General features: G+C 44.6%; 25 protein-coding genes. 19 read left to right on the top strand and 6 right to left on the bottom strand.

Annotation, left to right across the window (positions count from 1 at the left end):
• The first annotated feature begins 175 nt into the window (after window positions 1-175).
• The 6 genes from menB to menC are packed head-to-tail and all read left to right on the top strand — an operon-like array spanning window position 176 to window position 7,516.
• Window positions 176-991 (top strand): 1,4-dihydroxy-2-naphthoyl-CoA synthase, encoded by an 816-nt coding sequence (gene menB / locus IGI77_RS13715; protein ID WP_005228595.1) that lies wholly within the window; start codon window positions 176-178, stop codon window positions 989-991.
• Window positions 991-2,490: an o-succinylbenzoate--CoA ligase gene (gene menE, locus IGI77_RS13710; protein WP_438770210.1), complete on the top strand. Its 1,500-nt coding sequence runs from the start codon at window positions 991-993 to the stop codon at window positions 2,488-2,490. Before menB ends, menE begins: the two co-directional genes overlap by 1 nt.
• Window positions 2,468-3,832: an isochorismate synthase gene (locus IGI77_RS13705; protein WP_438770209.1), complete on the top strand. Its 1,365-nt coding sequence runs from the start codon at window positions 2,468-2,470 to the stop codon at window positions 3,830-3,832. Before menE ends, IGI77_RS13705 begins: the two co-directional genes overlap by 23 nt.
• Window positions 3,825-5,537: a 2-succinyl-5-enolpyruvyl-6-hydroxy-3-cyclohexene-1-carboxylic-acid synthase gene (menD, locus tag IGI77_RS13700; RefSeq protein ID WP_428211436.1), complete on the top strand. Its 1,713-nt coding sequence runs from the start codon at window positions 3,825-3,827 to the stop codon at window positions 5,535-5,537. Before IGI77_RS13705 ends, menD begins: the two co-directional genes overlap by 8 nt.
• Entirely contained in the window at window positions 5,534-6,373 is an 840-nt protein-coding gene (menH, locus tag IGI77_RS13695; protein ID WP_074535516.1) for a 2-succinyl-6-hydroxy-2,4-cyclohexadiene-1-carboxylate synthase, read from the top strand. The genes menD and menH overlap by 4 nt, the downstream gene beginning before the upstream one ends.
• 15 nt (window positions 6,374-6,388) lie before the next feature.
• Complete coding sequence (gene menC, locus IGI77_RS13690) at window positions 6,389-7,516, top strand: o-succinylbenzoate synthase (RefSeq protein ID WP_438770208.1); 1,128 nt, start codon at window positions 6,389-6,391, stop codon at window positions 7,514-7,516.
• Between the two features lie 72 nt (window positions 7,517-7,588).
• Here the strand turns inward: menC and IGI77_RS13685 are convergent, their stop codons facing one another.
• Window positions 7,589-9,127: an AMP-binding protein gene (locus IGI77_RS13685; RefSeq protein ID WP_074535517.1), complete on the bottom strand. Its 1,539-nt coding sequence runs from the start codon at window positions 9,125-9,127 to the stop codon at window positions 7,589-7,591.
• 194 nt (window positions 9,128-9,321) lie between these two features.
• Window positions 9,322-9,945, bottom strand: a complete 624-nt coding sequence (locus IGI77_RS13680) for a DapH/DapD/GlmU-related protein (protein ID WP_015510201.1) — start codon at window positions 9,943-9,945, stop codon at window positions 9,322-9,324.
• 94 nt (window positions 9,946-10,039) lie between these two features.
• Between IGI77_RS13680 and IGI77_RS13675 the strand changes: the two genes are divergently transcribed.
• The 4 genes from IGI77_RS13675 to IGI77_RS13660 all read left to right on the top strand — a co-directional run bounded on the left by IGI77_RS13675 (window position 10,040) and on the right by IGI77_RS13660 (window position 15,008).
• Window positions 10,040-11,233, top strand: coding sequence for an NAD(P)-dependent oxidoreductase (locus IGI77_RS13675; RefSeq protein WP_115232672.1), 1,194 nt, complete (start codon window positions 10,040-10,042; stop codon window positions 11,231-11,233).
• 54 nt (window positions 11,234-11,287) lie between these two features.
• Entirely contained in the window at window positions 11,288-11,941 is a 654-nt protein-coding gene (locus IGI77_RS13670) for a GntR family transcriptional regulator (RefSeq protein WP_005228608.1), read from the top strand.
• A gap of 135 nt (window positions 11,942-12,076) precedes the next feature.
• Window positions 12,077-13,291, top strand: a complete 1,215-nt coding sequence (locus tag IGI77_RS13665; RefSeq protein ID WP_005228609.1) for a quaternary amine ABC transporter ATP-binding protein — start codon at window positions 12,077-12,079, stop codon at window positions 13,289-13,291.
• Window positions 13,284-15,008: an ABC transporter permease/substrate binding protein gene (locus IGI77_RS13660; RefSeq protein ID WP_142973379.1), complete on the top strand. Its 1,725-nt coding sequence runs from the start codon at window positions 13,284-13,286 to the stop codon at window positions 15,006-15,008. Before IGI77_RS13665 ends, IGI77_RS13660 begins: the two co-directional genes overlap by 8 nt.
• A 119-nt stretch (window positions 15,009-15,127) precedes the next feature.
• Here IGI77_RS13660 and IGI77_RS13655 read toward each other — a convergent pair whose 3' ends face one another.
• Genes IGI77_RS13655 through IGI77_RS13645 form a run of 3 tightly spaced genes read right to left on the bottom strand, consistent with a single transcriptional unit; the run spans window position 15,128 to window position 17,031 of the window.
• The gene (locus tag IGI77_RS13655; RefSeq protein WP_438770207.1) at window positions 15,128-15,964 is read right to left on the bottom strand and encodes a histidinol-phosphatase HisJ family protein; all 837 of its coding nucleotides are present in this window, start codon (window positions 15,962-15,964) and stop codon (window positions 15,128-15,130) included.
• A gap of 19 nt (window positions 15,965-15,983) precedes the next feature.
• Window positions 15,984-16,625, bottom strand: a complete 642-nt coding sequence (locus tag IGI77_RS13650) for a sugar O-acetyltransferase (RefSeq protein WP_060792826.1) — start codon at window positions 16,623-16,625, stop codon at window positions 15,984-15,986.
• Between the two features lie 13 nt (window positions 16,626-16,638).
• Entirely contained in the window at window positions 16,639-17,031 is a 393-nt protein-coding gene (locus IGI77_RS13645; protein ID WP_008380837.1) for a VOC family protein, read from the bottom strand.
• Between the two features lie 159 nt (window positions 17,032-17,190).
• Between IGI77_RS13645 and IGI77_RS13640 the strand changes: the two genes are divergently transcribed.
• Window positions 17,191-18,171, top strand: coding sequence for an ROK family protein (locus tag IGI77_RS13640; protein ID WP_060792827.1), 981 nt, complete (start codon window positions 17,191-17,193; stop codon window positions 18,169-18,171).
• An 89-nt stretch (window positions 18,172-18,260) separates the two neighbouring features.
• On the opposite strand, the gene rnhC is transcribed toward IGI77_RS13640, so the two are convergent.
• Window positions 18,261-19,187, bottom strand: a complete 927-nt coding sequence (rnhC, locus tag IGI77_RS13635) for a ribonuclease HIII (RefSeq protein ID WP_074535529.1) — start codon at window positions 19,185-19,187, stop codon at window positions 18,261-18,263.
• A 216-nt stretch (window positions 19,188-19,403) separates the two neighbouring features.
• On the opposite strand from rnhC, the gene zapA reads away from it, so the two are divergent.
• The 8 genes from zapA (at window position 19,404) to IGI77_RS13595 (ending at window position 26,714) form a co-directional block, all read left to right on the top strand.
• Window positions 19,404-19,844, top strand: a complete 441-nt coding sequence (gene zapA / locus IGI77_RS13630; RefSeq protein ID WP_005228634.1) for a cell division protein ZapA — start codon at window positions 19,404-19,406, stop codon at window positions 19,842-19,844.
• A gap of 23 nt (window positions 19,845-19,867) precedes the next feature.
• On the top strand, window positions 19,868-20,422 hold the full coding sequence (locus IGI77_RS13625; RefSeq protein ID WP_005234314.1) for a CvpA family protein: 555 nt from the start codon (window positions 19,868-19,870) through the stop codon (window positions 20,420-20,422).
• A 78-nt stretch (window positions 20,423-20,500) separates the two neighbouring features.
• Entirely contained in the window at window positions 20,501-22,864 is a 2,364-nt protein-coding gene (locus tag IGI77_RS13620; RefSeq protein WP_060792829.1) for an endonuclease MutS2, read from the top strand.
• A 96-nt stretch (window positions 22,865-22,960) separates the two neighbouring features.
• Window positions 22,961-23,275, top strand: a complete 315-nt coding sequence (trxA, locus tag IGI77_RS13615) for a thioredoxin (protein WP_005228645.1) — start codon at window positions 22,961-22,963, stop codon at window positions 23,273-23,275.
• A 282-nt stretch (window positions 23,276-23,557) separates the two neighbouring features.
• Window positions 23,558-23,884 carry a PadR family transcriptional regulator gene (locus IGI77_RS13610; protein WP_015510192.1) on the top strand — a complete coding sequence of 109 codons (327 nt, stop codon included), beginning with the start codon at window positions 23,558-23,560 and terminating at the stop codon, window positions 23,882-23,884.
• On the top strand, window positions 23,871-24,551 hold the full coding sequence (locus IGI77_RS13605) for a DUF2812 domain-containing protein (RefSeq protein WP_060792830.1): 681 nt from the start codon (window positions 23,871-23,873) through the stop codon (window positions 24,549-24,551). Before IGI77_RS13610 ends, IGI77_RS13605 begins: the two co-directional genes overlap by 14 nt.
• A gap of 17 nt (window positions 24,552-24,568) precedes the next feature.
• Window positions 24,569-25,468, top strand: a complete 900-nt coding sequence (locus IGI77_RS13600; protein ID WP_060792831.1) for an ABC transporter ATP-binding protein — start codon at window positions 24,569-24,571, stop codon at window positions 25,466-25,468.
• Window positions 25,461-26,714 (top strand): ABC transporter permease, encoded by a 1,254-nt coding sequence (locus tag IGI77_RS13595; RefSeq protein WP_005228656.1) that lies wholly within the window; start codon window positions 25,461-25,463, stop codon window positions 26,712-26,714. Before IGI77_RS13600 ends, IGI77_RS13595 begins: the two co-directional genes overlap by 8 nt.
• Window positions 26,715-26,752: the final 38 nt, after the last annotated feature.

Below are 26,752 nucleotides of genomic sequence, written 5' to 3'. Positions count from 1 at the left end.
TTCTAAGAAAGTTATCATGATTATAGCACGAGTTTTGGTAGAAATAGCCGAAGATCTCAGAAAGTCGGCAACAGGGGGAGAAGTCTTAAGAAATTCCCTTAACCAAAGCAATTTCTAACGAAAAGCGACTAGATATGTGTATAATAGAGCTATGTGAATTGAGGAGGAACAAGTAATGAGAGAATGGAAAACCTTAAAAGAGTACGATGAAATTTTGTTTGAACAACATGGAAAAGTGGCGAAAATCACGATTAACCGCCCAGAAGTCCACAATGCGTTTACACCAAAAACGGTGTTTGAAATGATTGATGCATTTTCGATCAGTCGCGATGAACCAGGCATCGGCGTGATTATCTTGACAGGCGCCGGCGATAAAGCCTTTTGTTCAGGCGGAGACCAAAAAGTCCGTGGTCACGGTGGCTATGTTGGGGAAGATCAGGTTCCTCGCTTAAATGTATTGGATCTGCAGCGCTTGATTCGCACGTTACCAAAACCGGTGATCGCCATGGTCAAAGGCTGGTCGATCGGTGGCGGAAATGTTTTACAATTGGTTTGTGATTTAACGATCGCCGCTGATAACGCTAAATTTGGTCAAACAGGACCAAATGTCGGTAGTTTTGATGGTGGCTATGGTTCGGGCTATCTTGCACGGACGATCGGTCATAAAAAAGCCAAGGAAGTTTGGTTCATGACAAAACAATATACCGCCGAAGAAGCATTGGCGATGAACTGGATCAATACAGTCGTTCCTCTTGATCGAGTAGAAGATGAAACGATGGAATGGGCAGAAACGATGCTGCAAAAGAGCCCGTTGGCGTTACGCATGATCAAAGCATCAATGAACGCCGATACGGACGGATTAGCTGGCATTCAGCAATTAGCTGGCGATGCGACCTTATTGTATTACACGATGGATGAAGCCAAAGAAGGTCGTGACGCGTTTAAAGAAAAACGTCAACCAGACTTCGACCAATTCCCTAAATTCCCATAATGACTGGGAGTTGGCTGCAAAGGCAAGCACAACTTCATCCAGAACGACCAGCTTTTTATTGGCATGAAAAAAGCTGGTCGTTTGCTGCCTTGCAAAAAGAGGTTTATGCTTACGCTGCTTATTATCAAGCCCAATTCGTTGATCAGCCAAACCGGGTAGCTCTTTTTAGCAATAACGCCCCTGAAATGGTCTTTACGATCCTTGCGTTATGGGAGTTGGGGATCGAAGTCCAGCTGCTGAATACGCGATTGACAGCCGCTGAAATCTCCTTCCAATTGCAAGATGCCCACTGCGACTGGGTGATCACGGCGGATCAGGCTGCGGTTTCGGATGTTCGCAGCTTGACCTTTGGACAAGCGATCAAACAGGCGGAGGCTTTTGTTGGTTCTGTTGTTCCTTCGTTTGTTCCTAATGAAGCAATCTATCAAGCAGAGCAAGTGGCTTCAATCATGTATACCTCTGGTACGACTGGCAATCCCAAGGGTGTGCCCCAAACCTTTGGGAATCATCTAGCAAGTGCCGAAGCGACTCAAAAAAACTTAGCCATCACTAGCGAGGATTGTTGGCTTTGTGCAGTTCCGCTGTATCATATCAGTGGGTTATCAATTCTCTTACGGTCCTTGCGACTTGGGATGAGCGTTCGTTTGTATGAGCGCTTTGATGCTGGAGAAATGGCAAAAGACCTTGAAGCAGGGAAAGGGACGATCGTTTCTTTGGTGGCAAAAATGTTGACAGATTTGCTGCCCTTGGTGCCCCAACAAGGCTTTGATTCGTTGCGTTATATCCTGCTAGGCGGCGGTCCGATTGCCAAAAGTGTATTGGAAAAATGCCAGCAAAAACAGCTTTCTGTGATTCAATCCTATGGGATGACAGAAACCTGTTCACAAGTGGTGGCATTGCCGCCAGAAAAAGCTTCTGAAAAAATCGGCGCCTCTGGGGTTCCCCTGCAAGGTGTTCATTTACGAATTGCGACTGATGGGAAAATGGCAGACCACCAGACTGCTGAAAATACCCAGCCGATCGGAGAGATCCAACTGCAAGGACCTGCGATCACGACTCGTTACTTGAACGATCGCAGTCCACAGCAGTGGGACCAAGAGGGCTGGTTTGCCACAGGAGATCTAGGTTATCTTGATCAAGAGGGCTTTTTGTATGTAGTCAGTCGTGCAAGCGAACTGATCATATCTGGTGGAGAAAACATCTATCCCGCAGAAGTGGAGCAAGCCTTGTTGCAGCATCCAGCGGTCAAAGAGGCAGCTGTGGTGGGGGAACCAGACGAGGAGTGGGGACAATCTGTCGCGGCTTATTTAACGTTAAATCAACCGATCCACTTCCAAGCTTTATTGGATACGTTAGAAGGGCAGATCGCCCACTATAAATTTCCGCGCCGTTTTTATCACGTGCGAGAAATGCCGCGCACAGCAAGCGGTAAAGTTTTAAAAAGGCTATTGCTGAGTGAAGAAAGAGTGAACTACATTGAACAGCAAATCAACAAGTAATTATGAGGCAGCGATCGCTGCCGGGAAAACCTATTTGAGTGAGTATCAACCTATAGAAAAGTGTGACTTACTGGCTCTTTATGCAGCGGCACAAGAATATCGAGGGGAACGCTACTTCTGGCGTACCCCTGATGAAACGACCAGTATAGTAGGGTTGGGTTGGTTAGCCACTTTTTCGCAACCCAAACTTGCAGACTTTTCAGAAGTCCGCTCTCTCTTAAAGCAAGCCCACTATCAACCAGAGGCACCTTTTCAGGCGCAGTTAGTTGGCGGCTTTGCTTTTGATGAACAGGCAGAAGTCAGTCAGGATTGGGCTGAGCTAGGTGCTGGTCTCTTTGCGTTGCCAGAAATACTGGTCAGCAAAACTGGCGATCAGTGTGGCGTCGTTTATACAGTAGCCGCTTCTTCCGAGGAACAACGACAACAAAAAGTCGCTGCCTTACAGGAAAAAGTCGCAAGCTGGTTGCAGGCCAATTCGGACAAGAGTCTTGTAGCAGAAACGCCTGCTTTTCAGGCACAAGAGGAACTAGATGTGCCCCAATGGCTGCAAGCGGTCGAAGAGACAGTGGCAGCCATTCGCTCAACTGAAATACCGTTGAAAAAAGTGGTTCTGGCAAGACGAATGAAGGTAGAAACGAAGCAGTCGATCATTAGTGCTGCGGTGTTGCAACGGTTGGCGCAACAGCAGCCGAATACCTATCTTTTTGCCATCGAACATGGGGGCCATGTTTTTGCTGGTGCGACGCCAGAACGCTTGCTAAAAGCGACTGTCGATCAGTTTGAAACGGTAAGTATCGCAGGTTCCGCACCAAGAGGCAAAACCAAAGAAGAAGATGAGGCACTGGCACAAGCCCTCTTAGCGGACGCAAAAAATACCCATGAACATCAAGTAGTTGTCGATCGCTTAGAAACGGCATTGGCCACTTTGTTAGCTGACGGCTTTCAATCAGAAGCCCGTTCCGTGATCAAAAATCGTGACATTCAGCATTTGTTTGTTCCTTTAGCAGGGCAAAGAAAGGCAGGAGTCAACTTTCTGACCGCCGTGCAAAAACTACACCCGACCCCAGCATTGGGGGGAGAACCGAAAGAAGCAGCCGTCTCATGGATTCGTACCCATGAACCAGCCAGCAGAGGGATGTACGGTGGACCGATCGGTTGGTTGGGTATTCAAGAAGATATTGGCGAGTTTGCTGTGGCGATCCGCTCAGGATTCTTTAGCGGCAATCAAGCAACGCTGTATGCGGGCTGTGGGATCGTTGCCGATTCAGATGCGGAATCCGAACGTCAAGAAACACGGTTAAAATTTCAACCGATGAGGAGAGGGATCTTAGGAGATGAATAACCAGACAGTCATGACAGACTATTTACTAGCGGCGATCCAAGGACTAAAAGCAGCGGGTGCGAAGCGAGCAGTCATTAGTCCCGGTTCACGCTCCACGCCATTGGCGCTACTATTGCATCGTGATCCTGAGATCACCTGTACGGTGGCTGTCGATGAACGTTCGGCTGCTTTTTTTGCTTTAGGGATGGCCAAAGTTGATCTCCAGCCAACGATCTTACTGTGTACTTCTGGAACTGCAGCAGCCAATTATTATCCAGCTGTTTGTGAAGCAGAAGCTACCAACTTGCCACTGATCGTCTTAACGGCTGATCGCCCACCAGAACTGCGGGGCGTTGGGGCGCCACAGGCAATGGATCAACAGAATTTGTATGCCTCTCATGTCAAAAAGATGGTAGAGATGACGGTGCCAGAAAACGATCCTGCTTTGTTGCGTTATAGTTTTTGGCAAGCTGCAACTTGCACGATCGAAGCGCAAAAACAGCCGAAAGGCCCTGTCCAAATCAACTTTCCATTACGGGAGCCGCTGTTGCCTGACTTTAGTCGCCAATGCAGTATGCAGCAAGACGTGAGCTATCTGGCACCACAACAAGAGCTGTCAGCAGAGATGATCACCCAGCTAGCCCCTTACTTTGATAAAAAAGGTATTCTGATTGCTGGAGAAAGCCTTACGATCGAAGAAGCGCAGCAGTTGCTGGCTTTTTCGGAGAAATTAGGCTGGCCGATCGTCGGCGATCCATTGACCAATCTGGCGACAGCCGGTACCAAAGTAGGAACATTTATCAGTCAAGCCGATCTTGTTTTCCCACAATTGACTTCTGCCTTCCAACCAGAAGTGGTCGTGCGTTTTGGTCGCTTACCAGTCACCAAAAATGTCCTATTATGGTTGAACAAAGCAGCCGATACGACGACGTGGCTCTTTGTTGATCCATCAGGGCAGTGGCAAGACCAGCTGCATCGGGCAAACTATTTGATCGAAGCAGCGATCAGCGCCTTCGTGGCGGCCATCACCCAGTTGCCGATCGTCAAACATACGGCGTGGCAACAACAATGGCAAGCACTTCAAGCGCGGGCAGATCAGGTGATTGCTGCAAGTCCCCAGTTGCAACAATGGGATGAGAGCAGCGCTGTGCGCATGCTCCAACAATGTTTGCCTGAAGAAGCGCAAATTCTTTTGGCAAACAGCAATGCGATCCGTTTTTTTGATCGCTACGGCAGCAAAACTACCTCCACTTATCGCGTGTATGGAAACCGGGGCGTCAATGGAATCGACGGCCTTGTCTCGACCGTGGCTGGGATTGCTTCCGCCAGTCAAAAGCCTACCTACTTGTTGATTGGTGATTTAGCGTTGTACCATGATATGAACGGCCTACAACTACTGCGCCAGTATCAATTGCCAGTAACGATCATTTTACTGAATAATAACGGTGGTGGGATCTTTTCCTTTCTGTCACAAAATACCTTAGAACCAAACGACTTTGTCCCGCTCTTTGGTACTCCGTTAGATCTTGAGTTTCAAAAAGTGGCGGCCTTATATGAGGCAGATTGGCACACACCGACCTCTTTGCTAGAGTTTCAAACGATTTTAGCGGAAACAAGTCAACAGCCGCGCTTTCAAATAATCGAAGTGAAGGGTGAGCAAAAAGATCCGGTCAACACTTGGCAAGTACTCCAACAGCAGTTTAGCGAGGCAGGAGCGCAGCAATGAAGGACACGATAAATGGCGTCAGTTATTTTTATCAGTGGCTGCAGCCGTATCGATCATCCTTACCAACCCTTGTGGCATTGCATGGCTTCACGGGTTCTTCGGAAAGCTTTCGACCGGTTTTTGCAGAGGAAGGTTCTTACAATGTATTGGCAATCGATTTGATTGGACATGGACGCTCATCGATTTATGTCCATCCCATGCGTTATGAACTTCCTTTACTGGTGGAGGATCTCGCACACCTTTTAGCGAAGTTAGGGATTGAACGTTATGGCCTGTATGGCTACTCGATGGGGGCGCGAATCGCACTTGTCTGGGCGGTCATGGAACCAACGGCAGTGACCCATCTTTTGCTTGAGAGTGGTTCACCCGGGTTAGCTGATCCAGCAGAACGACTCGCTCGTCAGCGGCACGATCGTCGCTTAGCGTTGCGCTTACTAAGGGAGCCTTTGGTCGATTTTGTCGATTACTGGCAAGAACTGCCGTTGTTTGCTAGTCAAAAGGAGCTACCTTTAGCGCAGCAGGCTGCTGTACGGCAAGGACGCTTGCAGCAAAACAAATTTGGCTTGGCAGTAAGCTTGGTTTACGGTGGTACTGGCAAACAGCCAAGCTGTTGGTCGGCACTTCCGCAGCTAGCTTGTGAAATTCTTTATTTAGCGGGGGAAAAAGATGTAAAGTTTCGTAAAATCGCCCACCAAATGAAGCAGCTGCAACCAGAGATGACCATCAAAGTCGTTGCTAATGCTGGACATTGTATCCATTTAGAACAGCCGACACAGGTTCGTCATGAAATCGATCAATGGTTTGTAAAAGGATCGGGGCCACAGTCAGCTGATTGACAAGGAGAGAACGCAATGAAGATTGAAAAAATTGAACGCATCGCCTGTCGCTTGCCCCTCAAACAACCCTTTGTGACAAGTTATGGACAATTAACAGAAAAAGCTTTTGATCTTTATTTGGTGACGACAGAGGATAAAACGATGGGCATCGGTGAATTGGTCGCTTTTGAGCAGCCAGATTACATTGAAGAAACCCTCTTTTCTGCTCGACAAGTGATTGAAACAGCACTGATCCCATTATTGATTGACCAAGAGATCGAGCATCCGCAAGAAGTTTGGCAGCTGTTTCAAACGGTCCAAGGAAACTACATGGCAAAATCGGCTTTGGAAACAGCGATTTGGGATCTATATGGCAAGCAAACGCATCAAAGTGTGAAAGAGCTTTATACCGCAACCCGACCGAGTGTCGCTGTTGGCGTTAGTCTTGGCATACAAGACTCTGTCGAAAAACTAGTGGCTCTTGTTGCCGATTATGTCGCCCAAGGGTATCAACGAATCAAATTAAAAATCAAGCCTGGGCAAGATCTGGTACCCTTGCGAGCGATTCGACAAGCCTTTCCAGAATTGCTTTTGATGGCAGATGCAAACGGAGCCTATCAGAGAGAGCCAGAACGCATTTTGGCACTTGATGACTTAGGCTTGGTGATGATCGAGCAACCACTTAAGGTACGAGATCTGGTGGGGCACAGTCAGCTACAGCGGCAGATGAAGACGCCTCTATGTTTGGATGAAGATATTCGAACGGCAGAAGACGTCGATACCGTCGCAGCCCTGGACAGCTGCCGTGCGATCAACCTGAAAATCCCCCGTGTCGGTGGGATCACCGAAGCCTTGCGAATCCTTGATCGATGTCAAACCCATGGACTACTCGTTTGGTTAGGCGGCATGTTTGAGTCTGGTGTGGGACGAGCCATGAATTTGCAATTTGCGAGTCAAGATATTTTCCATTTTCCTGGGGATCTTTCCGCTTCTGATCGTTACTTTTATGATGATGTCATTACACAGCCTGCAACTTTGCATGAAGGCAAGCTGCTGGTACCTGATGGAAAGGGCTTTGGCATCACGCTAGCAGAAACAAAGCTAAGTCAGTATGGGCAACCTAAAGAATGTATCTACTCAAGAAAACGATCAGCGAAAGAATAACATCAGCAAAGAAAAAACAGTAAAAATAAAAGAAATGGCCAGCAGGGAAATCTGCTGGCCGTTTCTTTTGCTTTATTCTGCGTTTTTGAATTCTTTTTCAATTTGTAGTCGTTGGACTTTCATGGTTGCTGTTCGTGGGATATCTTCGTAGTCGCGTAAAATTGGCTGATTGAGGTGAGGGAGATCTTCCACCATTTTCCACCAAGCATCCCAATCCATTTGACGATTTGGTGCTAAAGCAATGATTGGTTGCGGTGAGTTTTCTTTGTCGCGAACGATCACGACTTCGGCAAGGAAGTCTAAATGATCCAGCAAAAGGTCTTCCAAGGCAAGATTGCTTTCAATATTTTTGATCAAGTCCACTTGACGGTCTTTTAAGTAAAGATGTCCCTGATCATCCATCATGCCGTAATCACCACTGTCCCACCAAGCGCCATAGACATTGTCAGCAAAACGCTGATCTTCTTTATAATAGGTCAACGCGCGTCCTTTTGAAAGGAAATGGATGTGCCCATCGGTATTGGCTGGCAGCTCGTTGCCCTCGGCATCGGCGATCCGCGCTCTCGTTAAGTCCTCCAGACCGACACCCATATCACGGGCATCGTTGGTAGTGATGCTTTCTAAGGTATGTGCTTTTAGAATCATTGGCCCGCACTCACTTTGGCCATAGACTTGTAAAAAGAGTGCTTCTTTTGTTGCTGAAGTATTTAAAAAAGTCGCCATTGTTTGATTGTTGATAGCATCAAAGGTTGAGTGATAGTAACGAATATTAGCAAAAGCATCTGGTTGTTCTTTTGCCACAAAGCTCCATTGGACAAAATTGTTTGGATGAGTTTCCAAAGCGATCGGTGGGTATTCTTTTAACATGCCTACGACATGAGCACCGTTGGCATTGGCTAATGGCATCATCGGAAAGCCCATCGCCATCAAGGAGGAGATACCGATATTGAAGCGGGAGTGCACCGGTGAAATATGGAACGCAATTAAATCAGAGTCAGCTTTGGTGCGATCGATCTTGGTGAAGATCGTTTTTTGCCATTTTGTCCGCCAGCCCATGGAGTTTGCTGAATGACAAATCAATTTTGGAATACCCGTCGTTCCAGAAGTATGGGTCATATAGGAAATTTGATCCACCGGTAATTCAGTTTGTTCCACTGGTTCCGCTGGCTGCTGCAGCAAATGGCGAACAGCGATCTGTTTGTCAGTACTGCTATTTTTCACTTGTGCGACGCGGCCTTCGGTTTCTTCATCAAATAAGATGTAAGGATCTTCTAAGCGATCCACAAACACTTCGATGGTTTCAGCAGGAAAATGATAGGAGATCATAGCAGGAACGGCACCAAGGTAAGAAGCAGCCGTTGCTAACAAATACGTATCGAATTTTGAAGATTTATACAGAATGATTTTATCTCCTGCTTGCACGCCAAGTGAGGCAAGTTGATAAGCACGCTTTAAAATCATTTCATGGCTCGAACGGTAGGTACTACGATAGCCAAGCTCAGGAAATGCTGGCAACACTTCATCATGGATGATGGGGGTGTCAGGAAACGTCTCAGCAGCTTCGCGATAATTGGTGTATAGATTCAATGGACGATAGTCTAAAATGGACAAATAGAACACTCCTTTAAAAGTTCGTGAAAAACTTCATTTGATTTCTCCATTTTAGCACAGGAATTCCTCGATACAATAGATATTTTGTGTTTTTTATTTATTTCTAAAAAATCATCCGGGCAAAGACTTTCGAAGAATGAATGACTGTGATGTGTTATCATTCATTCCTCGTACTAAGCGGAAAAAGTGCATAATCAACGGGTGTATTTTGCTACAAAATCTTCGATTGGGAGGCGAAAGTCTAAATAGCGTGCTTTTAATTCTGCACGATTCCAATTCCACCAAGCGATTTCTTGCAAAGCAGTGATCGTTTCTGGATCAAAGCGGTATTTGATCACTTTTGCTGGAACCCCGCCGACGATCGCATAAGGCGGCACATCTTTGGTTACGACTGCGTTTGAGGCGATCACGGCACCATCACCGACGGTCAAACCAGATTGGATCACGGCACCGTGGCCGATCCAGACATCATTGCCAATGACGGTCGTTTTTGCTTTGCGTTTTTCTAAGAAGGACTCGTCCTTTGGCGCAAATCCATAGCCTTCGCCATTATAGGCAAAAAGATGCTGACTAGGGCGTTCATAGGGATGATTGGTAGGGCCGATGCGGACCATCGCTGCGATACTGATAAAACGTCCTAATTGGCTGTTCTGAATAAAGCAATATTGCCCCGTATAGGTATAATTGCCGATGGAAGAATGATCAATGTGATTGGCTTCGCCAATTTCGACATAGTCTCCTAAAGTTGTGTCTTGAAGCTGCGAGTCTTTGCCAACGATAGGCTGTTCATCTGGAAAATTTGTGATCGATAGGTGCATAGAAATCATCCTCTCTTGCGTATTGCTATCATTTTACCGCACTTTTTTGTACTATTTGACTAATACGCACTAAAGACAAAAGGAGGTCTGCTTTATGGAGACGATTTATCAGTTAGATAAGATGACCGAAACGATAGCTAAGCGAGCAATCAAAAAAGGATACTCGTTAAAAGATCAAGCGGCCCCAGAGGCGCTGTTTGTGCGCAGTTCAACGGTTCCTAACGAATTGATCACACCAGAATTAGCTGTGATCGCTCGCTCAGGAACAGGCACCAATACGATCGATTTGGCACGGTGTACTCAAAATGGCACAGTAGTTTTCAATAGTCCTGGTGTCAATGCCAATGCAGTCAAAGAGTTGGTGCTATCCAATTTATTTCTCAGCGTCCGCCCCTTATTCAAAGCGATCCAGACGGTAGCCGATTTACAAGAAGAACTAACGTCCGGTCAAATTGAAGCAGAAGAGGTGTTGAAGGTAGCTGAAGAACGGCGAAAAGAAGTGATTGGCGAAGAATTAGCTGGAAAAACCATCGGTATTTTAGGGTTAGGAGAGATCGGTGAACGGGTGGCAAAAGCCTGTCATCAGCTAGGGATGGAGGTTTTGGGCTATGCCCGAACGAAGAAAGCAGCACACGATTACGAGCAAGTCAGTGACCTGCAAATGCTGTTGACCGAATCAGATTTTGTGGTGGTCTTGCTCCCTTTAAGTCAAGAGACCAAAGGCATGCTGAATCGACAAACGATTCAGCAGATGAAAAAAAATGCAGTGTTGATGAATTTTGGTCGCGGGGAAATCGTGGAAGAAGCAGCCGTCTTAGAAGCATTAGCCAAAAATCAGCTCAAACAATACATCACTGATTTTCCTAGTGCGGGCTTGATCGGACAACCGAAAGTGTTGTGTTATCCGCATATCGGCGGCAGTACTACCAATGCCTTGGAAAAGGGGGACCACGTAGTTTTTGATCGCATGCATGCCTATTTACGCGCTGGGACGATTCAAGAATCGGTCAATTTCCCCCATGCAGAGTTGCCTTTTTTGGCACCGTATCGCTTAGCGCTGTTTTATCACGACAAGCCTGGTGCTTTTGCCCCATTATTGCGGATCATTTCTGAAGCAGGCGTGGATATCGATAATTTGGCGAGTGAGAGAAAAGCCGGAGTTGCCTATACTTTGATTGATCTTGATGAGACAAATGAAACACTGCTGCAAGATCTACAGCAGCAGATACAGCAAGAAACAGCGATCATTCGTGCCCGCTTGATCAAAAATTCGCGAACCAGTGAATAGTTGCCACCAACAATGTTTCTTGTTATGATGAAAAAAAAGTAAAGGAAGTTCATCATGACGAATAAGTTTCAAGATAAAAAGAAGGTCGCTTTGCCTCGTTATCAGCAGATTGCCGTAGCGATCGCGGAACGAATCGTTGAAAATCGCTACCAAGTTGGGCAAAAGATCCATGCACGCTCAACGTTAGCCAGCAATTTCAATGTCTCTCCTGAAACAGCCCGCAAAGCGATCAATGTATTAGTTGATTTAGAAATCATGGACGTCCGTCATGGCAGCGGCGCCTATATTGCTTCAAAGGAAAAAGCACAGGCCTTTGTGGAACAATACCAAGATGTGCAGTCGATCCAAGAAATTAGACAAGATATTTTAGACAGTGTGGAGCGGCAGCAGCAAGAGCTGGATAATTTTTCTGACTTGTTGAACACGCTAGTGCAGCAAACCAAAAAGGTACATCACATGAGTCCGTTTGTGCCCTTTGAGCTTCAGCTGACGGAACAGGCGCAGCATTTGGAAAAAAGTATCAACGAATTGAATGTTTGGCAGGCAACAGGGGCGACGATCATCGCGATCCAAACAACCGAAGAATTGTTGTTGTCACCGGGACCTTATGCGAAATTCAGTGCAGGCAATACGATTTATTTTGTCGGGAATGAATTGGCGTTGCAGCGCATGACCAATTTCTTCTATCCAACGGACCATTCAGCGTAATTCTTTTTCCTGATTCCCATGCTTTTTTTGCAAAAGAAAAAGCATTGGGAAATTTTTTTTGACAAAGTGACCACATCTTGTTAAGATAGTATGGTCACTTTCGTGAAATTTTTCAGAAAAAGGAGTATTAATCATTTGAGTAAAGTTAAAGTGGAACACTTAACCAAAATCTTCGGTAAGAAAAAGCAGCAAGCTCTTGCCATGGTCAAAGAACAACGCAGCAAAAACGAGATTTTAGAAAAAACGGGTGCCACCGTTGGGGTCTATGATGTGAACTTTGAAGTCAACGAAGGCGAGATTTTCGTCATCATGGGCCTTTCTGGAAGCGGGAAGTCAACATTGATTCGACTATTGAATCGATTGATCGAGCCGTCTGGCGGAGATATTTACATAGATGGCGTGGATGTTGCCAAAATGAGTAAAGAGGAACTACGAGAAGTTCGCCGTCACAAAATCAACATGGTTTTCCAAAGCTTTGGCCTTTTCCCTCATCGGACAATTTTAGAGAACACAGAATACGGACTAGAAGTCCGTGGGGTCTCGAAAGAAGAACGAACAGCGAAAGCGGAAAAAGCGTTAGAAAACTCAGGATTGCTTTCTTTTAAAGACCAATACCCTGACCAGCTGTCTGGAGGGATGCAACAGCGTGTGGGACTTGCCCGTGCGTTAGCCAATGATCCAGAGATCCTCTTGATGGATGAGGCCTTTTCAGCATTAGATCCGCTGATTCGCCGTGAAATGCAAGATGAACTTTTAGAATTGCAAGCCAATGTTCAAAAAACGATTATCTTTATCACCCATGATTTGAACGAGGCCTTGCGGATCGGTGACCGGATCGCTTTAATGAAAGATGGTCAGATCATGCAGATCGGTACAGGAGAAGATATTTTGACGAATCCTGCCAACCAATACGTGCGTGATTTCGTGGAAGATGTCGATCGTTCCAAAGTCTTGACTGCGCAAAACATCATGGTCCCAGCATTGACGACGAACATCGAGATCGATGGACCAAGCGTAGCATTGAACCGGATGCGGAAAGAAGAAGTCAGCATGCTGTTAGCCGTCGACAAACGTCGTCACCTAAAAGGAAGCCTGACAGCCGAGTCTGCTCGTGAGGCACGGAAAAACAATCTGACCTTGAAGGAAGTTATTGATAAAAATGTTAAAAAGATCGATAAAGATATGCTGGTAACGGATATCTTTAATTTGATCTATGATTCGCCTACACCTTTAGCTGTGGTAGAAAACGATCGTTTGATCGGAGTCGTGATCCGCGGAAGTGTGATTGAAGCATTGGCTGAGACTGATTCAGCCGCTCAAGCAGAGGAAGGGGTAGTGACAAATGGATAATTTCTTACAACATACGATTCCGGTGGCTGATTGGGTCGAAAACTTTACTGATTGGCTAACAGGAACTTTCAGTGGATTGTTTTCAGCCTTACAGTCTTTCGGACAATTTATCATGGACGCTATTACAAATGTATTACTGTTTGTACCACCGTTATTAATGATCGTCTTATTGACGGCTGCTGCCTTTTTCGTTTCACGCAAAAAATTCGGCTTGCCAGCTTTTACTTTTGTCGGGTTGCTGTTCATCTATAACCAAGGGTTATGGACAGACTTGATGAACACCGTGACGTTGGTCTTATTGTCGAGTTTGGTTTCGATCATCATTGGGATTCCACTAGGGATCTTAATGGCGAAAAGCGAAAAAGCGCAAAGTATCGTGACGCCGATCTTAGACTTTATGCAAACGATGCCTGGTTTCGTTTATTTGATTCCTGCGGTTGCTTTCTTTGGGATCGGGATGGTTCCTGGGGTCTTCGCCTCAGTGATCTTTGCTCTACCACCAACCGTTCGGATGACGAACTTAGGGATTCGCCAAATTTCTCGTGAATTGGTGGAAGCCTCTGATTCCTTCGGTGGGACTGGCTGGCAAAAACTGATCAAATTAGAATTGCCACTAGCCAAAAGCACTATTTTGGCTGGGGTCAACCAAACCACGATGCTGGCATTATCAATGGTCGTGATCGCGTCAATGATCGGTGCTCCTGGGTTAGGGCGCGGCGTCTTGTCCGCCTTGCAACGAGCACAAGTCGGTAACGGATTTGTCAGTGGGGTATCTTTAGTTATTTTGGCGATCATCATGGATCGCTTTACCCAGAATTTGAATCGTTCGGCACATCAAAAAGCAGCCAACAAGACAAGTCGCAAACAAAAACGTCTTTTTGGCGGGATTGCTGCAGCGGCAGTCGTTGCTTTGATTGGAGCATCGTTTGCCTTTGGAAATGTTTCTGACAGCAAAGGCACGGTGAACTTGGCGTATGTCGAATGGGATACGGAAGTTGCATCTACCCATGTAGTGGCAGAAGTTTTGTCGCAAATGGGCTACGAAGTCAATACGACGCCTTTGGATAATGCCATCATGTGGGAATCGGTGGCAAAAGGGGAAGTTGACGGGATGGTCGCTGCTTGGCTGCCATCTACGCATCAATCCCAGTATGAACAGTACCAAGACCAAGTTGAAAACTTAGGTCCTAACTTAGAGGGGGCAAAACTGGGGATCGTTGTACCAAGTTATATGGATGTAGATTCCATCGCAGACCTTTCTGACGAAGCTGGAAAAACCATCACTGGTATCGAACCAGGCGCTGGTGTTGTAAATGCAGCGGAAAATACAGTTGCAACGTATGACAACCTTTCAGATTGGAATGTCGCTACCTCTTCTTCAGGAGCGATGACAGTGGCATTAGGCCAAGCCATCAAGAACCAAGATGAGATCGTTATTACTGGCTGGTCTCCACATTGGATGTTTGCGAAATATGATCTGAAATATCTGGATGATCCAGAAGGAACAATGGGTGAAGCAGAAAGCATCAACACTGTTGTACGCCAAGGATTAGCAGATGACATGCCAGAAGTCTACGAAGTACTTGATCGTTTCAACTGGACACAAGAAGACATGGAAGAAGTCATGTTAGCAATCAATGACGGAACGTCAGCCGAAGATGCAGCCAAAGATTGGGTAGCCAATCACCCAGAAGAAGTTGCTGCTTGGACGAACTAATTTCTAAAAAAAGAACGACCGCAGATTGAAGCGGTCGTTCTTTTTGTTATTAAAAATACTTAGGTTCATAACGAAAGACGAGGGGATGATTTTTGCAAAAGATCGAGCTTTTGTGCAGGTTAAGCAAAACGATGAAAAATCGGTTGCATCTGTTCAAACGTACAGAGTTCAGTAAATCCTAATGATCGTAAAAGATCTTGTCCCTCTTTGATTTGAAACCCGAGCTGCTCTGGTTTATGACTGTCGCTGCCGATGGTTAGCACGCTTCCCCCAAAGTCACGATAAAGCTTGAGGATCTCGATCGATGGCGTATACCCGTTGATTCCGTAACGGTGGGAAGAGGTATTCAGTTCAATGCCTTTGCCATTTCTGATCACGACTTTCAAGATCTCTGCGATTTGTTCTTTCGTTTGTTCAAAAGCGTCCTTCTCTTTATCTACATAACGACGAATCAAATCCATATGGGCTAAGACGGAATACTCTTTATATGTCGTGACTAGCTGATACATTTCATCATAATAGCGCTCGTAGCATTCCTGTTGGCTGCGTCCTTTTTGAAATTCTCCAGTCCAAAATTCTTGATCGTCTACCTGATGAACGGAAAGTAAAATGAAGTCAAAGGGATGCGAATGATAAAGACGGGTAAATTGTGGGATCGTGTGCATTTGCATCCCAAATTCCAGCCCAGTTTTTAGCTTGATTTGGTCACTGTATGTTTCCTTTAATCGTGCCAGTTCGTTAAAATACAAGTCGTAGTAGACATTTTTTACGACTTTATTGGCTCCGACGAGGTACGTATCCGTCGCTTGCCAGTCTTCTTTGACTCCATAATCCACATGATCGGTAAAGCAGATTTCTGCTAAGCCTAGTTTAATGGCGTCTTTGACTACATCTTCCATCAAATACCAAGAATCATCGCTGTAATCACTATGAACGTGATAGTCTGTAAAAATCATGGCGTCTCCTTTTGTTTCGTTATTTTTGCTGCTTCTGCCAGTCTGCTCGTTTTTGATGATAGAGCTGGGCGGCAGTTTCCCAATGCTCTTTGTCAGCCGGCTGAATCTCACGGATCACACTGGCTGGATTGCCGCCGACGATCGTATTCGGCGGCACATCTTTTGTGACGACGGAACCAGCAGCGACGATGGCATGTTTGCCGATCGTGACACCTGGTAAAATCGTACTATTGCCCCCGATCCAAACGTAATCTTCGACGGTGATCGGTAGGCCAAATTCCAAATCTTGACTGCGGACCACAGAATCGATTGGATGACCGGCGGTATAGAAGCTGACCCGTGGTCCCACCATCACATGATCACCAATCAGAATCTTATTGACATCTAAAAAAATGCAATCCATATTGGCATAAAAGTGATCACCAATCTCAACATGGCGACCATAATCAACAAAAAGGGGTGGTTGGACAAAGCAATGCTGCCCAAATTTGCCAAAGAGTGCTTTTTCTTTGGCGATGATTCCTTCTCGGTCATCGACTGGTAAATGGTTGATTTCCTGGGCACGTTTTTTTCCCTCTGCTGAGCCATTCTCAGGGAGAATGCCAGCAGCTTGATACAATTGACCAGCCAACATCGCTTGATAATCAAAGTCTTCTTTCATTGCAAAATCCTTTCTAAGACGGTAAATCGTCGGTGGTTAATTCAATCAAATTGCCTTCGGGGTCTTGGACAACTGCTTCATAATAGCCGTCGCCTGTTGTACGAGGACCATTTAAAAGAGGGTAGCCATCTTCAACAAACCGTTGAGCATATCGATCGACGTCAGCTTGATCACCAACTGCAATCGCAAGGTGAGTGTAGCCTAAGCTCTCGCTGACACGAGGGCTTAAAAATTTCTTGGTCGTTAATTCTAACCGACTTCCAGAATCAAAGGTCAAAAAATAGGACTGAAAGCCTGTTTTCGGATTATGGTATTTTTGGTTGCTGACCGCCTGAAAGTAGGTTTCATAAAATGTCCTCATTTTTTCCAAATCATTGACATATAGTGCGATGTGTTCAATTTTCATTATCGACAACTCCTTTAATAAGCAACATAAATCGTTTTTTTTTGAACTTAGTAAACTTTGTTTAATAAGTTGCTTCTATTATACCTTTGTTAACAAAATTAATAAAGGTATATTCCCAGCTTTTTATCTGTTAAAATAGGAGCGTTGAGGGGGAGAAAAATGAAAGCTTATCAGCCAACAACCATTAAATTACATAATCAGGCAGTATTGCTGGATTTGCTAAAACAGCAGCAAGCGCCTATGACCAAGCGCCAACTGGCAGATGCCTCTCAATTAAGCGTGGTAACGATCAACAAGCTGCTTCCTGAATTGATTGAAAAGCAGTTGCTTTTGACGACGGATCAACCGCAACGAACGGGAGGACGTCAAGCTGCGGCTTACCAGTACAATGCGCAACGGACACTGTTGTTGATCATTCAATTTATCGAAGAAGACCAGCAGATCGTGATTCGTTTTTCAGTCGTCGATCTCATCGGGAACATTTTGCATCATGAGCAGTCAGCAGAGGGCCGATTGCCGCAGTTCTTGCAAGTGATTCGTCAGATAAAACAGGAATACCCGAAAATCAGCTTGGCAGTCGTGGGAATTCCTGGTGTGGAAATTGCTGGAAGACTGAAGATCATGGATGCTCCAGCATTTAAGGACATGGCGCTAGGGGAATTGATTGAAAAGGAGATCGCGGTAAAAACGCTTATTGAGAATGACGTGAATGCAGCGGTATTCCATTTCAAAGAAGAGAAAAAAATCGTGGCTGGCATTTATTTTCCGAAAAATTATCCGCCAGGTGCGGGACTGGTCATCGACCAACAGCTCTTTAAAGGAGCCAACCATTTAAGTGGCGAAATCAAGCATTTGCCGCATCTCTACACGGCTTCTTACCCTTTGGCAACAGAGGCGATCCCAGAACAAGTGACTGCCACTCTTCAAGCGATCGTGGCAGTGACGGACCCGCATCAAGTCATTTTGTTTTTGCCCTCTGAATGGCAGGCGCTCGTGTCGCGCTCCTTTTTGGAAAAGCAGCTGGCAGCAGTGTTTCAATATGGCGTCTTGCCAAAATTACACTTTTCCGATCGGTTTTCAGAAAATTATTTGGCTGGGTTGATCACGATGGGAATCGAAGCAGCGGGCTTAGGGCTTTGATTCCCAGCATTCAACTGGTACTGAGGACAAAAACTGCCGCTGCTTCCTTTATTCAGAAGTAGCGGCAGTTTTTTTGAAAATACGATAACTCACAGCTTGGCGAGTTTCTGTGCTTTTTCGGTATTCGCAAAATGCAGTTTGGCATATTGGCCTAATAGTGCTATGCCACCTTGCTGCAGTAATTTTGCTGCAACTTGGTCAGCAGCTGCGTGGGCGCCAGAAGGCAAACGCATACCGACTTCTTTGGAGGCTGCATCTAATTCATCCAAAAAGACTGTACGGCATAAAATAGAGGCTGCCGCTACTGCTAGATGATATTGTTCCCCTTTCGTCGCAAAATAGAGCTTTTCAGTGACCGCTGCTTGTTCCGACTTTAAATAGGTGCGATAATTTTTTTCGCTCGTGAACTGATCGATCAAAATGGCATCTGGTGTCTCAGGAGCAATTTTTTGCAAAAGCAAACGAATGGCTTGATTATGCAAAGCAACTTTCATTCGGACCGTGTTGTATTTTGGTTGGATCTCGTTGTATTTTCTGGGCGTGACAGTGAGCAATTGGTAAGGAACCAATTCTTTGATTTTCGGCGCCATCTTACGGATCTCTGGATCTGTCAGCATTTTTGAGTCCTTGACTCCTAAAGCTTTCAGCTGTGGTAATTGCTCTTTTTTTGCATAGACGGCACAGACCACCAAAGGACCGAAATAACTGCCATTACCGACCTCGTCACTGCCGACGACGCTTTTTTCGCTAAATCCTGCTGGCAACGCAGTGGATGAAACAGTCGCTTTTTTCTTATCTGGTACAGCACTTGCCGTATCGCCCCATAAGGAAGCTTCTTTTTCAGCAGTCGCTCCTTGGAACATGACTTTTCCTGACGTATAAGCAGTGATCGTCGTTGGCCCTTTTTTGGCGACAAACACGGTATAAGGAACTTTCTTAGCTAGTAAATCTCGTTGGTAAAATTGCTGCATCTTTTGGATAGTTGAAGTTGGTACTTTGATAACGATCGTACTCATTTGATTCCTCCTGATTTTTTGTCTTTTTTTAGGTAGACAAAAGGATACTTTAAGATTTTACCATACTTCTTATTCTTTTTTACTAAGACGATCAGCAAACAAACGATTGGCATGGAAATTCATAAGAAAATCACGTATAATAGTTAAGAGTTTGCGACACATGTTCAATAAGTGATAGAATAGAGCAGAATGTAAGCAATGGGAGGAAATATTCCTATGACGGAGCAAAAGAAACGCTATAAAGCAGTTATCGCGAATCAAAGTTACACGATTATTGGACGCGAAAGCAAAGAACACATGGATATGGTGACAAGATTGGTCAATGACCAACTGCTTGAGATCATGCAATTATCGCCACAAACCGATCAAGAACAAGCGTCGATCTTATTAGCGATCAACGCTGTTTCCGACCAGCTGAAAAAACAAGAACAGCTGTTGGTCCTACAAAAAAAAGTGGACGAGTTGCGGGGACAAGCCATTAAAGCAACGGAGCTTGAGAATCGCATCAAGCGGATCGAAGCGATCGAATCCGAAGCACGGAAAGTTCTCGATGAGACAGGTCGCAGTGATGTGGAGATCCATAATCATGTGGAAGCACAACAGATCTTAAATGAACAAAGGAAACGAAAAATTCAAGAAAAGACAGCCCATGGGTAGTGCGGCGTAGAAAGGATTCCTAAATGATTGGATTATTTGTCTTGGTTTTGTTGTTGGCAGCCTTTTATGGCGGCGCGCGGCGCGGAACCAGTTTACAATTGGTCTCAGTTTTGGGCTATTTGATCTCTTTTTTCTTTGCAGTTGCGAATTACCAAGAAATTGCGAAAAAAATTGAGCTCTATGTTCCTTATATGTCAGTAACGGCGGATTCAAAGTTAAAATACTACGATATGGAACTGGCTTTAGATTTAGACAAAGCCTATTATGCGGCCATCGCTTTTGTGATGGTGCTCTTTGCTGGTTGGCTGATCACCAAACTATTAGTGATTTTTGCAGACAGTTTGCGTTACAAACGCCTACGTTTTTTAGGTGGTTATGACTGGGCAGTTGCGGGTGTTTTGAATGTTATCTTGATGTATATCAATTTGTACATGTTTTTCATGATTCTCTCAATGATCCCGTTTGCCACGATTCAAAATCTGTTTGAAACGAGCGGAACTGCGAATTTCATCGTTGATCGGTCGCCGATTCTCTCAGATTACTTCTATCGATTGTGGATCACAGATGTGATTGGGTAAAAAGCAGGCAGATGGTTGCAGAGCCATTCTGCCTTTTTCTTAGGAACAAAAAGTTAAAACAAAGCAGGTGAGAAAAGAATGAATACTAAGATCCTTGATGTTTTAGGATTTGAACAAGTAAAGAGTCAAATCGGTCAGTATATTGTAACAGCCCAAGGAAAAGAAGCCTTAGCAAAGCTTGCGCCATCAAGTGATGCGCAAGTCATTTCCTCTTGGCTAGCAGAAACAGAAGACGCGATCAAGATCCAACGTTTAAGAGGCGGAATCCCTGTACCAAAGATTGAGAATATTCGTCCCCAAATGAAACGGATCGAAATTGGCGCCGATTTAAATGGCATTGAGTTGGCACAAGTTGCCCGTGTCTTATCAACTACGCAGGAATTGAAACGCTTTTTTGCTGATTTGTCTGAAAGCGAGATTGAATTTTCCCGCTTGTATCACTGGGAAGAACAGTTGGTGTCTTTGCCAACCTTGAATCGACGCTTGAAAGAAGCTATCGATGAGGATGGCCGAGTCACAGATGATGCCTCTCCAGCACTACGTGGAATTCGCCAATCGATCCGACGAGCAGAACGGACGATTCGCGAGACATTGGATGGCATCGTCCGAGGTGGCAATGCAAAGTATCTAAGTGATACGATCGTAACCATGCGAAATGAGCGTTATGTGATTCCAGTCAAACAAGAGTACCGAGGTGTTTTCGGCGGGGTAGTCCACGACCAAAGTTCCTCTGGTCAAACCTTGTTTATCGAACCGAAACAAGTAGTGGAACAAAATAACCGTTTGCGCCAGCATCAAATTGCGGAACGGGATGAAATTACACGTATTCTAGCAGAATTGTCAGCAGAGTTAGCCCCATATCAAAGAGAGATTCTCCATAATGCGTATGTGATCGGGATCATGGATTTCATGAATGCCAAGGCTCGTTTTGGAAAAGAGATGAAGGCAATCGTACCAGCGATCAATCAAGACAACCATGTCTTTTTTAAGCAAGCACGTCATCCATTGATCGATCAAGAAAAAGTCGTTCCTAACGATATTACGATTGGAAAAGACTATCAAGCCGTTGTCATTACTGGGCCGAATACCGGTGGGAAAACCATCACCTTAAAAACATTAGGGCTATTGCAGATCATGGGCCAAGCTGGTTTACCAATTTTGGCAGAAGAAGAAAGCCAAATGGGTGTCTTCAATGAGATTTTTGCGGACATTGGGGATGAACAATCCATTGAGCAAAGTCTATCGACTTTTTCTTCTCATATGACAACGATCGTTGAAGTGTTGAAAAAAGTCGACGAGACAAGCTTAGTTCTCTTTGATGAATTAGGCGCAGGAACCGATCCTCAAGAAGGGGCGGCACTAGCGATTGCGATTTTGGACGAACTTGGGGCTAAGTCGGCTTATGTCATGGCGACGACCCATTATCCTGAATTGAAGGTTTATGGCTATAACCGATCCAATACGATCAATGCCTCTATGGAATTTGATGTTGATACCTTAAGTCCGACCTATCGCTTGTTGATCGGGGTTCCAGGACGAAGCAATGCGTTTGAAATTTCGAAAAGACTTGGCTTGCCAGAGACGATCATTGATCAAGCCAAAGAGATCATGGATGGAGAAAGCCAAGACCTGAATGAAATGATCGCTGATTTAGAAAATCGAAGAAAAATGACGGAAACCGAGTATCTTGAAGTCCGTCATCATGTAAAAGAAGCGGCCCGCTTGCACCAAGAGCTAGAAGCAGCCTATAGTTATTTCTTTGAAGAACGTGAAAAAGAATTGGCGAAAGCTCGTCAAAAAGCCAATCAGATCGTTGAAGAAGCCAAAGAAGAATCTGAAAAAATCATTGCCGATATTCGTAAAATGCAGTTAGCCGGCGGTCAAACGAAGGTCAAAGAACACGAGCTGATCGACGCGCGCACCAAATTATCAGGTCTACAGCAAGAAGAACATCTGCAAAAAAACAAGGTTCTGCAAAAAGCCAAGGCAGCCAAGACGCTGAAAGAAGGAGACGAAGTGCTCGTAACTTCTTATGGGCAGCGAGGAGTCTTGTTGAAAAAAGCAGGCAAAAATCAATGGCAAGTCCAAATCGGTATTTTGAAAATGAATTTGCCAGAAACAGATCTCCAACCAGCAGCGCCAGTGAAGGAGCCTACACAGCGTATCGTCAATACGATTCGTTCTGCTGACAGCAGTCCAGTGGTCAATCAGTTGGATTTACGAGGCAAGCGGTACGAAGAAGCCCTCAATGAAGTGGATCAATATTTGGATGCGGCGATTTTGGCAGGTTATCCGCAAGTGACGATCGTCCACGGAAAAGGAACCGGTGCGCTGCGTCAAGGGATTACCGATTATTTGAAAAACCATCGCTCGGTGAAAAGTTTTGAATTTGCGCCAGCAAATCAAGGGGGCAATGGGGCGACCATTGTGAAGTTTAACTAACCTTTAAGAACCCTTACCTTTTGTAAGCAGACGATTTTAAAAAACTTCCGATACGTGGTATACTTTTTTTAGTTTTAAAAATGGAGGGGAAGTACGATGGCAAAAGAAATTACTGATAAAACTTTTTCAGAAGAAACCGATAAAGGCTTAGTCCTTATTGATTTTTGGGCAACTTGGTGTGGTCCATGTCGGATGCAAGCGCCGATCTTGGAACAATTAGCGAATGAATATGAGGAAGACGAATTGAAGATCGTGAAAATGGATGTGGATGAAAATCCTGAAACACCAGCTTCATTCGGGATCATGTCTATTCCAACTTTGTTGTTGAAAAAAGACGGCCAAGTCGTTGATAAAGCAATTGGGGTGCATACAAAAGATCAATTGAAAGCTTTAGTTGCGGAACATATGTAATAGAAGAAACGTTTTTGAAGCAATAGCCGAAAGTGGCTATTGCTTTTTTTATTTTGGGGACAAAGTCTTTGAAGAATGCCTTTGACGTTTCTAACTTCTACTCTTTGTTCCATGCACTGCTGTTGGGGTTCACTCAATTGCTAACGAGAAAAGTTAGAATGAACATTAAGAAAGCAGTCATTCTCCAGCAATGTTAGCAGATCAGAAAAAAAAGATTGACGCTGGTTATATCATTCGATAATATATCATTAAGTGATATAGCTAGTGGGACGGAGGAATCAAATGGATGAGGCATTGACAGATTCAACCTATTTGATTTTATTAGCGCTTTTAAAGCCGAAACATGGGTATCTCATCATGAAACAGATCCATGAGCTAAGCCAAGGGACGTTTGAGATTGGTCCCGCAACGATGTATACGATTTTAAAGAAGCTGACGAAAAAGGGGTGGATCGATTTAGAGGAGAGCGTTGACCGAAAAAAAATCTATCAGATTACACCAGAAGGAAGACAAGTTCTGGAGAAAGATATTCAACGGCGCAAATTATTTTACCAAATCGGAGAACAGGTTTTCGAAGCGTTAGGGGGAGAGCAAGATGGGCATCAATAAGAAATACCTTCTTTCACTTGGTGTAGCCTATTACCCAGAAAAGGAAATGGTTCGTCTGCAAAAACAAGCGTCGTCAGGGTGGCACTTTGTGAAGATGAATCGGTTAGGGTTTTTGAAGTTTATCAAAGGAGACCCAGAAACGACCAAATATGCAGTAGACTTTTTCGAAGGAGAGCCCTCTGAGATCGTTGATTACTTAGCGATGTATCAAGCAGGAGGCTGGACTTATATCAGCAACTATAAAGATCGCTATTTTTATTTTAAAGCGTCTCCTGACACACCTGCGATTTTCAGTGACCAAGAAAGCTATCAAGAACGGATCGATAATGAAACTCGGTATTTAATGAAAAAATCGATTCTACTTTCGGTGATCAGTTTAGTGATATTAGCAGCAATTTATTTTCTAATCCGTTATTTCAATATTCGCACAAATCCATTTTGGTCCTTTGGACTAGGTTTGATTACGGGGCTGGTGTTTATCCCGATTGGGGTAGGATTAACCACGATCCTGATGAAATTCTTATATAAAAATCGAGCAAGTTATTACAATGAACCAGAGAAACTGGCGAAGCGTCAACGAGTGATCCGCGATACCGTCATCTTGATGTTTGTCGGAGCGATCATTGGCGCCGGTATCGGCTTTTTCTTTAGTGATATATTTTATTAGACAGGGAAGGTGAGCATGTGTTAGAAGCAAAACAATTAGTAAAAACATTTGGCGATTATACAGCAGTCGATCAATTGTCCTTTACCATCAATGATGGACAGATCATGGGCTTGATTGGTCAAAATGGTGCTGGTAAAACGACGACATTCCGATTGATCTTGGATTTCTTGAAAGCTGATCAAGGGGAAGTATTGTGGGATGGCCACAAAATTAGTGAAAAAGAATACAATCTTATTGGTTATCTGCCAGAAGAACGCGGCTTGTTTCCAAAAGTAACGATTGAAGATCAATTGATCTATTTCGCGCGGTTACGAGGCAAGAAGAAAGAAGACATCGTACCAAAAATCGACTATTGGATGGACAAATTTAAAGTCAAAGGCAAGAAAACCGATAAAGTCAAATCGCTATCAAAAGGAAATCAGCAAAAAGTTCAGCTGATCTCAACGTTGATCCATGAACCAAAATTGGTGATTTTAGATGAACCATTTAGTGGGTTAGACCCCGTCAATGCAGAACTGTTGAAAAATGGGATCATTGAACTGAAAAAAAATGGCTCATGTGTCATTTTCTCCAGTCATAATATGGATAATGTGGAAAAAATCTGCGATCACTTGATTATGCTGCGGGATGGTCAAACCGTCTTAAACGGAAAAGTTCATGAAATTCGTGAATCCTTTGGGCGGACGAAAGTCTATTTAGAATCCAACTTGACGAAAGAACAGCTCTTGGCAGTGGCAGGTGTCGAGGAAGTTCTTGCCAGAGAAGATGGCAGCTATGATATTACGATTGCTGATCCTGCAGTAGGAAAAACCTTATTTGATTTAGCAACGGCGGATGGTTATATCCCTATGTTCAATCAACAACCGCCAACGTTAGAAGAAATCTTTAAGCGGAAGGCGGGAAAAATAAATGAGTAAGTTTTGGGTAATCGCATTAGATGTTTATAAAAAAAATATCAAATCAATTTCGTTTTTGATTATGATTCTCGTGCCATTTATTGCAACGGGGGCATTTTATCTCATTGGTTATTTTGCTGATGGTATGAACAGTGTCGACAAAATTGCCGTTTATGCGAATGAACCAGCCATTGCGCAGACCTTTGTGGACCAAAGCGGCGATGATTTTGAATTTGAAATTGTTGACAGCGAAGAACAAGGGCAGCAACAGATGGCAGACAAAGATGCTGATGCTTTGTTACTTATTACTGCTTCTGGGGATACGCTGCAAGGGGAATTATTAAGCGAGTCCTCGATGGGGCAAGCTTTAGAGCTGACGATCCAACAGTTATTGACGGGGTTGCAGTCTTCCTATAGAGCTAGTGAGCTTGGCTTGACTGCTGAGCAAGTGGCAGTCCTTAGTGAAGTCGCACCGCTTGATCGTCAAAAAGTTTCCTTCGGTGAAGATGGCGAAATGACTTATGGGGAAGACAATACCGCGATGCAATCACTAGTAAGTATGATCGCAACAATCATCCTCTTTTTCTTTATCATTACTTACGCACAGATCATTGCACAAGAGATCGCTTCTGAAAAAGGCACACGCATCATGGAAGTCATTTTGTCTAGTACACGGGCGCAAATCCATTACTATGCCAAATTGACGGGTGTAATCATGGTTGCAGCGACCCAGCTAGTTGCTTATGTTGCGATTTTTGGCGGGAGCTATTTCTGGATCAAGGATAACCCAATGGTAAAAGACTTGTTGGCAAACTTTTCGACAGATGGCATTTTTGGTCCCTTCCTGGTGTTTGCGATCGTTTTCGTCTTCTTAGGAATTTTGATCTACTCGGTCTTGTCAGCCCTTTGCGGGTCGTTAGTGAACAAAGCAGAAGATACGGCGAAAGCCATCATTCCAGTGACGTATCTTTCATTGGGCGGGTATATGCTTGGAATCGTGCTAGGCGGTATGGATCCTCATAACGTGGTCTTACGAGTAACTTCCTATGTACCATTTTTATCTTCCTTCATTATGCCAGTACGGCTTGCTAATGATACAGTGGGTATCGGCGGTGCATTGATTTCAGTAGGGATCCTTGCTGTTACCACGATCGTCCTGATGCTGGTTTCTGCAAAAATGTACAAATCAAATGTCTTGATCTATAACGACAATGGTATCTTGGCAACGTTGAAACAATCATTAGTGTTAATGAAAAACGAAAAATAAGCAAAACGCCCGATCCTTTTCGTGATCGGGCGTTTTTT

Source organism: Enterococcus sp. DIV0213h (assembly GCF_051711285.1).
GTDB lineage: Bacteria > Bacillota > Bacilli > Lactobacillales > Enterococcaceae > Enterococcus_D > Enterococcus_D casseliflavus.
Note: the sequence above shows the minus strand (reverse complement) of the source record. Positions and strands in the feature narration are given on the sequence as shown.